At 72.3% G+C, this 13,319-nt stretch carries 13 protein-coding genes and 1 pseudogene; 7 read left to right on the top strand and 7 right to left on the bottom strand.

Going from position 1 to position 13,319, the window contains the following annotated elements; genetic code table 11:
- Positions 1–215: 215 nt before the first annotated feature.
- From OHS71_RS38650 to OHS71_RS38630, 5 genes are all read right to left on the bottom strand, one after another.
- Positions 216–404: a hypothetical protein gene (locus tag OHS71_RS38650; RefSeq protein ID WP_328483978.1), complete on the bottom strand. Its 189-nt coding sequence runs from the start codon at positions 402–404 to the stop codon at positions 216–218.
- A gap of 181 nt (positions 405–585) precedes the next feature.
- Positions 586–1,437, bottom strand: a complete 852-nt coding sequence (locus OHS71_RS38645; protein ID WP_328483977.1) for a YihY/virulence factor BrkB family protein — start codon at positions 1,435–1,437, stop codon at positions 586–588.
- 190 nt (positions 1,438–1,627) lie between these two features.
- Entirely contained in the window at positions 1,628–2,473 is an 846-nt protein-coding gene (locus OHS71_RS38640) for a hypothetical protein (RefSeq protein WP_328483976.1), read from the bottom strand.
- Positions 2,470–2,838: a TraR/DksA family transcriptional regulator gene (locus OHS71_RS38635; RefSeq protein ID WP_328483975.1), complete on the bottom strand. Its 369-nt coding sequence runs from the start codon at positions 2,836–2,838 to the stop codon at positions 2,470–2,472. The genes OHS71_RS38640 and OHS71_RS38635 overlap by 4 nt, the downstream gene beginning before the upstream one ends.
- 49 nt (positions 2,839–2,887) lie before the next feature.
- Positions 2,888–3,214, bottom strand: coding sequence for a TraR/DksA family transcriptional regulator (locus tag OHS71_RS38630; protein ID WP_328483974.1), 327 nt, complete (start codon positions 3,212–3,214; stop codon positions 2,888–2,890).
- 332 nt (positions 3,215–3,546) lie between these two features.
- On the opposite strand from OHS71_RS38630, the gene OHS71_RS38625 reads away from it, so the two are divergent.
- The 3 genes from OHS71_RS38625 to secD all read left to right on the top strand — a co-directional run bounded on the left by OHS71_RS38625 (position 3,547) and on the right by secD (position 7,987).
- Complete coding sequence (locus OHS71_RS38625) at positions 3,547–4,500, top strand: HAMP domain-containing sensor histidine kinase (protein ID WP_328484784.1); 954 nt, start codon at positions 3,547–3,549, stop codon at positions 4,498–4,500.
- A complete protein-coding gene (locus OHS71_RS38620) occupies positions 4,497–5,162 on the top strand; it encodes a response regulator transcription factor (protein ID WP_328483973.1) in 666 nt (221 codons plus the stop codon). Before OHS71_RS38625 ends, OHS71_RS38620 begins: the two co-directional genes overlap by 4 nt.
- A 593-nt stretch (positions 5,163–5,755) precedes the next feature.
- Positions 5,756–7,987, top strand: a complete 2,232-nt coding sequence (gene secD / locus OHS71_RS38615) for a protein translocase subunit SecD (protein ID WP_328483972.1) — start codon at positions 5,756–5,758, stop codon at positions 7,985–7,987.
- 164 nt (positions 7,988–8,151) lie between these two features.
- Here secD and OHS71_RS38610 read toward each other — a convergent pair whose 3' ends face one another.
- Together OHS71_RS38610 and OHS71_RS38605 are read right to left on the bottom strand one after the other, a co-directional pair.
- Positions 8,152–8,649, bottom strand: coding sequence for a lamin tail domain-containing protein (locus OHS71_RS38610; RefSeq protein ID WP_328483971.1), 498 nt, complete (start codon positions 8,647–8,649; stop codon positions 8,152–8,154).
- A 390-nt stretch (positions 8,650–9,039) separates the two neighbouring features.
- Complete coding sequence (locus tag OHS71_RS38605; RefSeq protein ID WP_328483970.1) at positions 9,040–9,519, bottom strand: MarR family transcriptional regulator; 480 nt, start codon at positions 9,517–9,519, stop codon at positions 9,040–9,042.
- A gap of 69 nt (positions 9,520–9,588) precedes the next feature.
- Here OHS71_RS38605 and OHS71_RS38600 point away from each other — a divergent pair, with 69 nt between their 5' ends.
- The 4 genes and pseudogenes from OHS71_RS38600 (at position 9,589) to OHS71_RS38585 (ending at position 13,264) form a co-directional block, all read left to right on the top strand.
- Positions 9,589–10,434, top strand: coding sequence for an alpha/beta fold hydrolase (locus OHS71_RS38600; RefSeq protein WP_328483969.1), 846 nt, complete (start codon positions 9,589–9,591; stop codon positions 10,432–10,434).
- Between the two features lie 41 nt (positions 10,435–10,475).
- A pseudogene (locus tag OHS71_RS38595) lies at positions 10,476–10,583 on the top strand (DNA-binding response regulator); the annotation flags it as partial.
- A 453-nt stretch (positions 10,584–11,036) separates the two neighbouring features.
- Positions 11,037–12,050 carry a hydroxyacid dehydrogenase gene (locus OHS71_RS38590; RefSeq protein ID WP_328483968.1) on the top strand — a complete coding sequence of 338 codons (1,014 nt, stop codon included), beginning with the start codon at positions 11,037–11,039 and terminating at the stop codon, positions 12,048–12,050.
- A 104-nt stretch (positions 12,051–12,154) separates the two neighbouring features.
- On the top strand, positions 12,155–13,264 hold the full coding sequence (locus OHS71_RS38585; RefSeq protein WP_443047189.1) for a LacI family DNA-binding transcriptional regulator: 1,110 nt from the start codon (positions 12,155–12,157) through the stop codon (positions 13,262–13,264).
- The last annotated feature ends 55 nt before the right edge of the window (positions 13,265–13,319 follow it).

The following is a 13,319-nucleotide window of genomic DNA, read 5'->3' as shown; positions in this document are numbered from 1 at the left end:
CGGGGAGGGAGACGGCGCTGCGCTTCCCCGGCACCGATCATCGTCCATACTCGGACAATACGCCCACCGCCCGTCACTTGATGCGGCAAGGACGGGCCCGTCATCGGCCCGGTCACCGGGCCGGCGGGCCCCAGCGACGCTTCCTCGCCGACGAGTCACGGTCGACAGGGTCAGCGCCGCCGTCGAATCGGCTTGCTGAAGACGGTCCGGCGTGACTACGGGTGATCGGGGCGCTGTGAGGGAGGCGTACCGCCGCCCTCGCCGCCGCCCTTGTCACCGCGGTCGGTCCCGTGGGCACAGGTCTCACCGCCGGAGTCCTGGGACGCCTTGAGCTCACGGCTGTCCTGCGGGGTGCTCGCGCCCTTGTCGCTGCGCCGAAGCTCTGGCTGCTGGGGGTTCGACACGTCGTTTCGTCCTCCCTTTCTCACCACTGGTCGGCAAACTGCCGTCCGTCCCGTGCGATGGCGCGAGTAGCCAGCGGTCCGCGCAGTCAAACGTCCCGAACCACAATGAACCGCCCGTTCAGGGGGGCCGCGGGGGGCTCGCCCGCGGAACCGGTTCGTCTCCGACCCTCTTCGGCGTGGTTCACTCCCCTGGCCCGGGCTTCGCCAGCTCCGCGTTGAACTGGGCGCCGATGAGCAGCGAGAGGTTGGACAGCCACAGCCAGACCAGGAAGACCACGACGCCTGCCAGGGAACCGTACAGACGGTCGTAGGTGCTGACATGCGAGGTGTAGACGGCGAACCCGAGCGACACGATCAGCAGGAGCACCACCGCCAGCGTGCCGCCGGGGGCCATCCTCCCCACACGGCGTGAGGGCGCGGGCCCCGACCGGTACAGGACGAGCACCAGGGCGACCGCGACCACGGCCACGACCGGCCATCGCAGGGCGTCCCAGGTGGTCTGGGGCGCGGTACCCATGTTCAGCGCCTGACCGAGGCGCCGGGCCAGGCTGCCACTGAGCAACAGCGCGAGGGTCGACGTCAGAAGCAGCGAGATCAGGACGAGTGCCGTGCCGATGATGCGCGGAGCGGTACGCCAGACCGGCCGGTCCGCGCTGATCCGGTGCATGGCGTACAGCGCCCGGCGGAAAACGCTCAGATAGCTGCATCCCGACCACAGGGCTCCCGTCCCCCCGACGAAGATCAGCGTCCACGCCGCCGACGACTGCGTGGCCATCTCCCGCAGGGTGCTGCGCAGCAGAGCGCGGGACGCGGCCGGGGCGGCCTGCGCCATGCGGTCGATGACCTGCGGCTCGGCCGTGGGCATCGTCAGTCCCAGGATCGAGAGGACCACCAGCAGCACCGGGAACAGGGCCAGGACCGCGTAGTAGGTCAGGGCGGCGGCCCAGTCCGTGACGTCGTCGTTCCAGACGGACACCGGCGTCCGGCGCAGCGCCGCCCGCCACCGGACCGTGTGCCCGTCTGCATCATCCACGGCGGGGATGCTCTCACCCTCTTTCCTCGGACCGACCGTCCAGCCCTTCGGAGCGCACCACCCGGCGGGTCGGGTCCCGGATACCCCGCGACGCGCCGCCTAGACGGGTGGTGCCACGAGTCCGTGACGCCTGGCATCGCACGGGTGAACAGGGCACTCGTCACGGCACCCTGCCGGGCGCCTGCCGGAGTCAGGGGCGTGGGTGGGGCGCGGGCCGGCCGAGGTGCCCGGCGTCGGTGACCGCAGTGGTGGAGGGGTGGGTGTGCGCGGCTCGCAGGAGGCTTGCGGCGCCTCGGACCGCCGCTGTGTGGGGGGCGGGGACGGGCCGGACGGGGGCGTGCAGCCGGTCGGTGAGCCGGTGGGCGATGTCGGGCCGTAGCGCGCCCCCGCCGGCGAGGAGTGCGCCCCGGCGGAGGGCGTCGCGCGTCCGGTGGGTGTGGTCCTGCTCCAGCATGGCGGTCACCATGGCGGCGACCGCTTCGGTGATCCGTGTGGGCGGGGCGAGGCTGTCCAGGTCGCCGGTGCCCAGGGCGGTGTGGCGGGCGTCGGTCACCGCGCCGTCGACGAGGAGCGTGACCTCGGTGAGGTGGGCGCCGATGTCCACGACCAGCAGGGGACGGGTCAGGTCGGCGTCCTCGGCGACGGCCACGGCGCGGGCGGCGGGAATGGTCAGGACCGTGCGCGGGCGCAGGGTCTCGACCGCGGCGCGGGCCGCGGTCCGGTAGGCGGTTCCGCCCAGGGCGGGCGTGGTCAGGATGAGCAGGGGACGACCGGGGCGGGGCAGGCGGTGACCGAGCAGCCGGCCCAGCATCCGGGCTGTTCCGGGGATGTCGACGATGGCGCCGCGCTGGACGGGGTAGGTGGCGCCGTCGCCCGGGAACGTGACCGTGGGTACGTCGAGGATCGTGCGCCGCCCGGACATCCAGGCCCGGGTACGGGCGCTGCCCAGATCGAGGGCGATGCCGGAGCACTGCCGGCACCAGGGCCACGAGCGGTGCCGAGCGGTCAGGGGGCCGTGCCCGGGTGAGGTGGTCATCGTCCGGCCTCCCTGACGTGCTGGCAGCGGCCGCAGTAGCGGGCCTGCGGCACGATCATCAGCCGGTCGCGCTCGACGGGCCGGCGGCACAGGTGACAGGTGCCGTAGCTGCCCCGGTCCATGCGGGCGAGGGCGGCTTCCACGTCGGTGAGGACCATGCGGGCGGAGGCGGCGAGCTTGACGCGGACCTCGATCTGGGAGGCGGCGCGGTCGAGAAGCGCGTCGGTGCGGGTCGTGGCGGCGGCTGACAGCTGCTGGAGTTGTTCCCGGCGGAACAGGAGCTGTTCGTGCAGGTTTTCGCGCAGTGCGGCGAAGTCGTCGATCGACAGGGTCGTGGTGCGGTCGTCGATGATCTGGTGGTTCACCGGTTCACCCCCTGGGCAGGGCGGAAGAGGAAGGACGGACGGGTGCTCGTCAGGTGGCGTCGCGCTGGCACGGGACGCAGAACGGCGTGTGAGGAAGGATCTCCAGGCGCTCGACCGGGATGGGTTCGGAGCAGGCGCGGCAGAGGCCGTAGGTGCCGTCCTGGACGCGGGCGACGGCGGCCTCCACTTCGGTGAGGACTCGTCGGACGGTGTCCTTGTGGGTGGACGCCATCTGTTCCCCGCCGGCCGGCGCGGCCTCGCCGATGGCCCGCAGCTGCACCAGGCGGGAGGCGCGTTCGTGTTCGAGGCGCTGGAGGGCCTCGTGTGCCGTCAGCCGCTCACGGCGGGCTTCGGTCCGGGGTGTGTCGAGTGACATGCGGTTCCTGCTTTCCCTACGGAGGTGGGTGGCGCCGGGCGGGGAGTCGCAGCAGTGAGGCGGCGGTGACTCCCCGGTGGCGGTTCGTGCTTCCACCGTGGCGGTGATGGCGGAGGGAAACCATCGGGCGCGATACCCATTTCCGGCAGGTCCCGGGGTTCGTCGCGGCGTGGGCGCGCCGGGTCCGGAAATGGGCATTGGCCCCCATCGACGGCGGGTCCGGGAGCGGGCAGCCTGGAAGCCGGGACCGGTGACCACAGCTCACCTTCGGGGTGTGCGGTGACGGTCCGTGAGCGGCGAAGCCGACCTACATGGAGAAAGGCGTCATCCCGGTGTCCCTGTTCTGGCGGATCTTCGCCCTCAACGCGGTGGTGCTGGGCAGCGCGACCGCGCTGCTGCTGTGGGCTCCGGTGACCGTTTCCGTGCCGGTGGTGCTGACCGAGGCGGTCATCCTCGTGGCCGGTCTGGTCGTCATGCTGGTGGCCAACGCGGCCCTGCTGCGGGTCGGCCTGGCTCCGCTCGACCGGCTCACCCGGCTGATGGCCACCGTGGATCTGCTGCGCCCGGGGCAGCGGCTGCCGGAAGGGGGCCGCGGCGAGACCGCGGAACTGATCCGCACCTTCAACGCCATGCTCGAGCGGCTGGAGCACGAACGCGCCTCCAGCAGTGCCCGCGTCCTCCTCGCCCAGGAAGCGGAGCGGCGCCGCATCGCCCAGGAACTGCACGACGAGGTGGGCCAGAGCATGACCGCGATCCTGCTTGCGCTGGAGCGGGCCGCCGACGACGCGGACGAGCCGCTGCGCGGCGAACTGCGGCAGGTACAGGAGATCACCCGGGGCAGCCTGGACGAAGTGCGCCGGCTGGCGCGTCGGCTCCGGCCGGGCGTGCTGGAGGACCTCGGTCTGATCAGTGCCCTGACCTCGCTGACCACAGAGTTCTCCACCCATGCGGGACTGCGCGTGGTGCGCCGCTTCGACACCTCCGTGCCCGTGCTGGACCAGCAGACGGAACTCGTGCTGTACCGCGTCGCACAGGAGGCCCTGACGAACGCGGCCCGTCATGCCGACGCCGGCCAGGTCGAGGTGAGCCTGCGCCGCACGGGCGAGGCCGTGGTACTGGCCGTGGTCGACGACGGCCGCGGAACCGCGGTCGCCCGTGAAGGGGCGGGGATCCGCGGCATGCGCGAGCGGGCCCTGCTGCTCGGGGCCACGCTCGACATCACCTCCCAGTCACAGGCCGGTACGCAGGTCCGGCTGACCGTGCCCCTCCTCAGGAAGCAGCCATGACCACGCCCGACACACCCGTCATCCGCATCCTTCTCGCCGACGACCACGCGCTGGTACGCCGGGGGGTGCGGCTCATCCTCGACCGGGAGCCGGACCTCCAGGTCGTCGCCGAGGCCGGGGACGGCGCGCAGGCCGTGGACCTGGCCCGCACCCATGAGGTCGACCTGGCGGTGCTGGACATCGCCATGCCCAGGATGACCGGCCTCCAGGCCACCCGCGAACTCGTCGCGCTCAGGCCGGAGGTGCGGGTGCTGATGCTGACGATGCACGACAACGAGCAGTACTTCTTCCAGGCGCTGAAGGCCGGGGCCAGCGGATATGTGCTGAAGTCCGTGGCGGACCGGGACCTGGTGGCCGCCTGCCGGGCCGCCGTGCGCGACGAGCCCTTCCTGTATCCGGGCGCGGTGACCGCGCTCGTCCGCAACTACCTGGACCGGGTCCGGCACGGTGAGGAGCCGCCCGCCCAGGTGCTGACGGCACGGGAGGAGGAGGTCCTCAAGCTGGTGGCCGAGGGGCACTCCTCCAAGGAGATCGCCGAACTGCTGTTCATCAGCATCAAGACGGTCCACCGGCACCGAGCGAACCTCCTGCACAAGCTCGGCATGCGGGACCGGCTGGAACTGACCCGCTACGCGATCCGGGCCGGCCTCGTCGAAGCCTGACCCGCAGCCCGCCCTCAGGACGATCCGGCCGCTCACTCCCGGCCGGGCTCCTCAACTCCCTGCCTCTCCCGGCAGACCGCCACCGCACGCGAACAGGACGGTCATGGCAGGCTGCACACACGCCGTCGCGCGCCCGGACGCCCTGCGGCGGGCATCGGTGCCGGCCGTACTGCTCGCCGTCCTCGCCGTCGTCGTCCTGCTCGGCCTGTCGGCATCCGTCGGTCAAGACCCTCGTCCACCGGTCGCTGCGACAACGGCCCCCCAGACCACGTCGGCGCACAGCGGGGCTTACGCAGGGGACGCGGATCCCGCTCCGTCCGCTGCGACCCGCGGTCATCGGGACGCCACCGGTGAGCGTCACGCTCCCCCGGTCCCCGCCCCCGACGCGTCCGCTCTCCCAGCGGTCGGCCCGCCCCTGCTCCGGCTCCCGCGTCCCGCGCTGACGGCCGCAGGACCGCCCGGGCCAGGGCGCCCGGCACTCCCTCACGGGGTGCGGGCGCCCCCCTCGTCCTCCGGCACCTGAATCTCGTCCCCTTCTTCTTCCTCGCCCGCGGTCACGCCCCTGGCCGCGGGCTGCCTGCCGGAGGCCCGCCGTGAAACGATCCCCGCACATCAGAGGGCTGATCGCCCTTGCCGCCGTGTTGCTGTCCCTGTACGTCGCGCTCACCGTGCCCGTCCACCTCGGGCTCGATCTGCGGGGCGGCACCCAGATCGTGCTGGAGACCCGTCCGGCCTCGGCCGCCGACGCCGGTACGCAGGCCACGGAGCGGACCGTCGAGGTGCTGCGCGGCCGTATCGACGCCCTCGGTGTCGCCGAGCCCACGATCGCCCGCTCCGGCAGCGACCGGATCGTCGTCGAGCTGCCCGGCGTACAGGATCCGCGGAAGGCGGCCGACCTGCTCGGCCGCACCGCCCGGCTCTCCTTCCACCAGGTACTCGGCACGGCGGCCGGCGCTGACGAGGTCCCGGATCCGCAGTCCGAAGGGCCCCGCGAGCAGGTCATGGCCGACGAGTCGGGCCGGCTCCTGCGCCTGCGGGCGGCCTCACTGACCGGGAGGGACGTCGAGGAGGCAGCCGCCCGATTCGACCAGCAGGGCGGTGCGGGGTGGCATGTCACCGTCGACTTCGAGGGATCAGGCGGACAGGGCTGGGCCCGCCTGACCGGCGAGGCCGCCTGCCGTCCGGCCGGGGATCCGGCCCGCCGGGTCGCCATCGTCCTGGACGGCAAGATCATCTCGTCGCCGCAGGTCGACCCCTCGGTGGCGTGCCGGTCCGGCATCGGCGGCGGTTCGACGCAGATCACCGGATCCTTCGACGACGGCGAGGCGAAGGAACTGGCCCTGCTCATCAACGGCGGCGCTCTGCCCGTGCCGGTCGAGACCGTCGAGCAGCGCACCGTCGGACCCACCCTGGGCGCGCAGGCCATCGCGGCCAGTGCCTGGGCGGCCGTCGTCGGCACCGCGACGACCTCGCTGTTCATCATCGCCGTCTACCGGATCATGGGAGCCCTGGCCACCGTTGCCCTGGCCTGTTACGGCCTCGTCTCCTACGCGGCCCTGGCCGCCCTCGGCGCCACCCTCACCCTGCCCGGCCTCGCCGGGTTCGTCCTGGCCATCGGCATGGCGGTCGACGCCAACGTCCTCGTCTTCGAACGCGCCCGCGAGGAGTACGCCTCGCGCCGACGCCCCACCCCGCGCTCGTCACTGACCGCCGGATTCCGCAGGGCCCTCAGCGCGATCGCCGACTCCAACATCACCACCCTGATAGCCGCCGCCCTGCTGTTCCTCCTCGCCTCCGGACCGGTACGCGGGTTCGGGGTCACACTGGGCATCGGCGTCCTGGCCTCCATGCTCAGCGCCCTGGTCATCACCCGCGCCCTCGCCGACTACGCCGTCGCCGTCCCCGGCCTGCGCCGCCGCCCCCACCTGACCGGCATCGCCCACACCGGCGCCCTTCGCGCCCGTCTCGCCCGCACGAACCCGGATCTGATGCGCCGTCCGCGCCGGTGGCTGGCCGTCTCGGCCGCCGCCCTCGTCCTGGCGGCCTCCGGAATCGCCGTGCGCGGCCTCGACTTCGGCGTCGAGTTCACCGGTGGCCGCCTCATCGAATACACCACCACGGCCGCACCCGTCGACCCCGACCGGACGCGTACCGCACTCGCCGAGGCCGGATTCCCGCGCGCCGTCGTCCAGACCTCCGGCGAGAACCGGTTCACCGTACGCACCCATCACCTGAGCGACGCCCGGGCGGCCATCATCACCGACACCGTCACCGGCCTGGCACCCGACGCCGAACGGATCCGCGACGAAGCCATCGGGCCCAGCCTCGGCAAGGAACTGCGCCACGGCGCGTTCATCGCCCTCGGCGTCGCCCTGGGCGCCCAGCTGATCTATCTCGCGGCACGCTTCCGCTGGCTGCTGGGGACCTCGGCGGTCGCCGCCCTCGCCCACGACGTCGTGATCCTGATCGGCGTCTTCGCCTGGCTGGGCAAACCCGTCGACGGCGTCTTCCTCGCCGCGCTGCTGACCGTCATCGGCTACTCCGTGAACGACTCCGTCGTCGTCTTCGACCGGCTCAGGGAACTCGGCCGCCACCGTCGCGGGGAGGGCTTCGCCCGTGTCGCCAACCAGGCTCTCCTCCAGACACTCCCCCGCACCGTCAACACCGGGATGGGCGCCGCCTTCATCCTCACCGCGCTGGCCTTCCTCGGCGGCGAGACCCTGACCGACTTCGCCCTCGCCCTCCTCATCGGGCTCGCGGTGGGCACCTACTCCTCGATGTTCACTGCCACACCGCTCGCCGTCGTACTGCATCGCCGCACCTAGTGCCGCCCGCCCCGTCCGCCCCGTCCGGCCGCCCGGCGCGAAGGCGTCTCCTCGAGTCCCGCACAAGGCCGTCGGCGCGCCGTCCCGCAGAGGACGGCGCGCCGACGGGGTGTCATGTCTTCCGGGACCGCCGCGCGGATCTCAGCCGGCCGAAGGCGGGCGGATCAGCGGCGGACGCCGGGGCGGTGGTGGCTGCCGCGGCCCCAGGAGGACGCGTCGACGAGGCGGCCCCGGTCGTCGCGCAGGGTGGCGGTGTCGGAGTCGCTGTCCCACACGTGCCGGCGGCGGTTCTGGTAGAGGTCGGATCGGGTGTCGCGGCCCGCGCCGGTGTGGATCCGGACCGTGGAGCGGGCGGCCAGCCGGTAGTGGTGGAAGGTGTAGGTGTGGCCGTCCTCGTCCGCCAGGGTCCAGCCGCCGAGGTCGACCGCGCGGCGGGTGGGATTGGTGAGCTGCACCCGCTCCCTGTTCAGCGAGCGGTTGGAGCGGTCGCCGTGCCCTGGGAAGTCGTGCTGGACGGCCGAGATCCTCACCTTCGAGTGCTGCGGCCGGGCTTGGTCGGCCGCGGACGCCGGCAGGACCGCCGCCAGGACCAGGGCGCCGGCGGCGAGCGCGGCGGCGGACACACGGCGGGCGGTGGCAGAGACGGAAGCGGAAGCGGACATGAGTCCCCCTGATGGTGCGGGCACCCTCCCCCGGCGGACCTCGCGGCCGTCGCGGGAATCGGTGCGGTGTGCAGTCGGCGGCCGGATCGGCCGCACAGGCACTCTGCCCAACTCGTCGGAGCCGAGAGGGGAAACGGGGACTGTGTTACTTCTTGCCCGCATTTCCATGACTCTTGCCTGCATCGTCCACGTATGTTGCCGGGCGCGAGGTTGACGACACGGTGCGCCCTGAGGGCGTGCGGCGGTTGAACAGGTTGAGGCGCCTCGACCACGCGCCGCCCAGCGTCGGCCGGGCCGTCATCCGAAAGTGGGTAACGGCGCCGTGGCCCGGCGCACCGCACGGTCCACCGTCGCGACATGCCGTGCCGCCGTGGTGCGGCGGCCCGCTGCTCACCCTGCGCCGGAGCCGTCCTGCCGAGTGCGTCGCCCGGCGGCGGCGACGTCGTGCACGGCCAGCAGAAAGCGGCGCACCACGGCCAGGTCCTTCTCGTCGAACGAGCGCATCGCGGCGACCATCTCGTCGATCAGCGGCCCGAAGAACGACCGGCCCAGGGCGACGGCCTCGTCCGTGACGGCCAGCAGCACCCGCCGGCGGTCTCCGGTGTCCCGTTCCCGGCGCACCAGACGCAGCCGTTCGAGCCGGTCGAGCAGGGCCGTGGTCGACGCCGAGTTCAGCCCCAGCCGAGCGCCCAGCCATCCGGGGGTGGCCGCCACGCCCGCCCGGTCGGCGTCCAACAGGTCGATCAGCGCGCGCACATCGGTGGGATGCAGCCCGTTGCGGTCGCCGAACTCGGCACCGAACAGGTTCAGTTCCACGGTGACGGCCCGCAGAAGGTGAACCAGACGGAGGCCGGGGTCCTGCTCGTCCACACACACTCCCGGAGTAATATCTCGACCATCGAGATTATCGCTGGCCGAGCAATCATAGGGCGGGGGACCATGAGCGACGAAACCGTCTTCTTCGAGGCGTACGACGCCGTACTGCGGCAGTGGCCGGTGGAGGTCCGCAGCGTCGACGTCGCGACCGCCTACGGCAGTACCCGGGTTCAGATCTGCGGCCCCGAGGACGGCACCCCTCTCGTGCTGCTGCCCGGCGGCGGGACCACATCGGTGGCCTGGTTCGCCAACGTGGGGGACCTCGCCCTCTCCCACCGGGTCCACGCGTTCGACCTGATGGGCGACATCGGCCGCAGCGTGCACGACGGGGCACCGCTGCGGGGCGCCGACGACCTGACGGCATGGCTCGACACACTCTTCGACGCGCTCGGCCTGGACGGCGCGCATCTGTGCGGCCACTCCTACGGCGCCTGGATCGCCCTGTCCTACGCGCTCCACGCGCCCCGCAGGCTCGGCCGACTCGCGCTGCTCGATCCCGCCAACTGCTTCGCCGGCCCCAGCCTTAGCTACCTCGTGCACGCCCTGCCGGCGCTGGTGAGACCCACCGCCCGGCGCATACGGGCCTTCCACCGGTGGGAGACCGGCCGTGACCCCGAGGATCCTGCCTGGCAGGCGTTCCTCGAGAGCACCGCGACCGCCCACCGGTCGAAGGTCGTCGCCATGCGCCGCCCCAGGACGGAGGACTTGCAAGCCTGCACCGTGGCAACCCTGGTGCTCCTGGGCGAACAGAGCCGGGCCCACGACGTGCGACGCGTGGCTGCCGCAGCCCGTCGGCTCCTGCCCGAGGCGATCGTCGCCACGCTGCCGGGCGCGTCCCACCACTCCCTCCCCACCGAGCGGCCCGCCGCACTCAACCGCCTGCTGACGCAGTTCCTGACGTCAACTTGACCCGGTCCTGAAGGACCGGGCTTGGAGGAAGTGCCCAGCTGGCAGCGGTCAAGGCGCACGTCAGCCGGATCCTCACCACTCTCGGCTCCGGCAACCGCGTCCAGGCCGCTCTGCTGGCCCGTGACGCGGGACTCGGCGGCCACGGCTGACCTCGCGCACGGGTCTGCGCGCCCGGCCGTCGGGCCCGTGTCCGGCCTGCCGGAACACATCGGCCGCGCGTCCTGCCCGAAGGGCGCTGCGCGAGACGCCTGTCGAGTCGCGGCACGGCGCCCGTCACCATCACAAGCGTGGGGCGGACGAAGCACTCAGAGCGATCTGATGGCAGTAACCGTTTGTCATAAACGGGCTCCGGGCACTGTGCCCATCGGATCGGACCAGCCGTGGCCGACGAGCGACTTGTTCGTCGAACCACGTGAGCTATCGTCAACAACGCCTCTCATCGGGCCCCTTGTGCCGCCCGTGTGGTGATCGAGCGAGAGGGGCGGCGGGAGTCCGCGGTCCGGTCGGCCATTGACCGACACCGAAAGGACTTCTAGCGTGGAATACGTTTACTGACGTCTCCCGGCGTCTCGCCCACCGTTCACGGCCCCGGCAGGAGCAGCATGGTCATGTCCTCGCCCCCAGTCGCCCTCTTCGCCATGGACCCCGTGCACCTGGGGGGACTGTTCCCGCCTCCGGTGATGGAGCGGCTCCGTCGACTGGCGGACGTCGACCCCGACTTCGTCGTCCAGGACTTCTCCGATCCCACCGCGCTCGCGGCACTGGGCCGGGCCGACGTGCTCATCACGGGCTGGGGCTGCCCCCGCCTCGGCGCGCAGGTGCTGGAGGCGGCGCCCCGGCTGCGGGCCGTACTGCACGCGGCCGGCAGCGTCCGGCACCTGGTGGGAGACGCGTTCTGGGAGCGAGGGCTCACTCTTTCCAGCGCCGTGGAGGCCAACGCGCTGCCCGTCGCCGAATACACCCTCGCCGCGATCCTGTTGGCCGGGAAGGACGCCTTCCGGCTGAGGGAACGCCTGCGCACCGAGCGTGCGTACCCCGGCCCGACGGAGTACGCAGGCGTGGGCAACCTCGGGCGCCGCGTCGGCCTGATCGGCGCCTCCCGCGTAGGCCGCAGGGTGGGGGAACTTCTGCGTCCCTTCGACTTCTCGGTGAGCCTGTACGACCCCTATGTCGACGCGGCCGGGGCGGCGGAACTCGGTGCCGTGCCCCTGGCGCTGGACGAGCTGCTGCGCACCAGCGACATCGTCAGCGTGCACGCCCCGGACATCCCGCAGACCCGTCACATGCTCAGCCGCGAACGGCTGGCCCTCATCCCCGACGGCGGCGTGCTGATCAACACCTCCCGCGGCGCCCTGGTCGACCAGCCTGCGCTCGTGGAGGAGTTGACCAGCGGGCGGATCAGCGCGGTGCTCGACGTCACGGACCCGGAGCCGCTGCCGCCCGACTCCCCTCTGTTCAGCCTCCCGAACGTGTTCCTCACCCCGCACATCGCGGGGTCGCTCGGCAACGAACTGGCCCGTCTCGGCGGCACGGTGGTGGGAGAACTCGAGCGTCTCGCGGCGGGCAGGCCGGCGGCGCACCCTGTTCACCGGAGCGCGCTGGCGAACAGCGCCTGAAGACCGCGCCCCCTGGGAGGTAAACGGTTACCTCCCAGGGGCACCATGCCGGCTCCCCGGAACTCCGCCGACTCCGCCGGATCCAGTAACGTCGTGGCGTGACGGTGAACGAGAACGGCTCCCGCGTGAGTCCCGGCCACAGAGGCACCACCCGCCGACAGGGGAACGTCATCGGCGGGGACCGCCCGAGCACGATCCGTGATGTCGCCGAGCGGGCCGGGGTGTCGGTAGCAACCGTTTCCCGGACGCTGGCCGGCAACTATCCCGTCTCCGCCGCCACCCGGGACCGGGTCATGGACGCGGTGAGGGCGCTGCACTACGTGGTGAACGTGCACGCCAAAGCCCTCTCCGGGCGGGTCGCGGGTCCCGTCGCCCTGGTTCTGAGGGACATCACCGGGCCTTCACTGGCCCATGTCGCCGCCGGGGTCGAACAGGAGGCGTCCGCGCGGGGCCGGCTGAGTCTGGTCTGTGCCACGCATGGGGACGCGGAGCGGGAGAACGAGCTGGTCCGGCTGATGCGCGAGCAACACGCGGCGGCCGTCGTGCTCGTCGGCGGGGCCGTGCAGGACGACGCCTACTTCCTGCGCATGGCGGAGTATGCCCGAGGTCTGGACGCCGTCGGATCCCGGCTGGTGCTGGTGGGACGGCCGGCACTGCCCGGGGATCTGCCGGTGACCGTCGTGGACTACGACAACCGCGGGGGCGCCTTCCAGGCCGCCGACCATCTGTTCGCGCAGGGCCACCGGCGCGTCCTCTTCCTGGGCGGCGACCCCCTGCTGAGCACCGCGGTGCAACGGCGCGAGGGCCACCTGCACGCGCTGCGCGCACACGACGTTCCGTACACGGGGGAACTCGACGTCCCCGGCGACTACACCCGCGCCTCGGGCTACCGGCGCACCCGGGACGCGGTGAGAGCCGGACTGGACTTCACCGCCGTCGTCGCGGGCACCGACACGGTGGCGGTGGGCGTGCTGGCGGCGCTCCGCGAGGCGGGCCTCGACGTACCCGGGGACGTCTCACTGGTGGGCTTCGACGACGTCCCCTTCGCGGCGGACCTCAGCCCGTCCCTCACCTCCGTCAGGGTCCCTTACGAGGATCTGGGCCGAACCGCGGTACGGATGGCCATGGAACGCGCCGAGGGCGACGGCGGTGACGCTCACGTGGTCCTGAGCACCCAGCTCGTCATCCGCCGGTCCGTACGCCGGCCGCGGTGACCTGCGGGAAGCCCGAAGAGCAGAACCGGACGGTTCCGGAACCGTCCGGGTGACA

Source organism: Streptomyces sp. NBC_00377 (genome assembly GCF_036075115.1).
Taxonomy (GTDB): domain Bacteria; phylum Actinomycetota; class Actinomycetes; order Streptomycetales; family Streptomycetaceae; genus Streptomyces.
This window is presented reverse-complemented; position numbering and strand designations above follow the sequence as displayed.